Annotated in this window: 1 protein-coding gene; it reads right to left on the reverse strand. The window is 37.5% G+C overall.

Annotated elements, in window-relative coordinates:
- Positions 1–445, reverse strand: a 445-nt coding sequence (locus tag QMG30_RS24845) for a condensation domain-containing protein (protein ID WP_281819920.1), incomplete at both ends; no start/stop codon positions are given.

Below are 445 nucleotides of genomic sequence, written 5' to 3' on the forward strand. Positions count from 1 at the left end.
CCGACACATAGGTATACGACTTCTTTTGTTAGGTAGAACGCTTTTATCCTAAATAATGGCCATTCATCTGTTTTGAATACTTCATGGGACATACGGCTTCTTTCTGATTCAATGGCTTTTATCTGTTCGTTCTTGCTTAGAGCTTTAATGTCCTCTATTTCGATTTGATATTCTGGTATATGGCTGAGTATTTGCTGTTTACCTTCTTCTGTTATTATTGCTCTTAACATGGGGTGTCTCTTTATTAGTTTGTTCAAACTGTCGTTCAATCTTTTTAGGTCTGCTATTGTCTCGAATTCATTGTATATATGTGTGGAGACTCCTCCTAGCTCATAGGCTTCTTTTCTTCCAAGGAGATATGAACTCTGTATGCCTGTTAATGGGAATGGCTGGTTCACGTGTTCTTCGTCTGTTGTCCACTTCTTGTATTTTCTTGTGATTTCTT

Origin of the sequence: Vallitalea longa (assembly GCF_027923465.1) — a bacterium.
Taxonomy (GTDB): Bacteria; Bacillota; Clostridia; order Lachnospirales; family Vallitaleaceae; genus Vallitalea; species Vallitalea longa.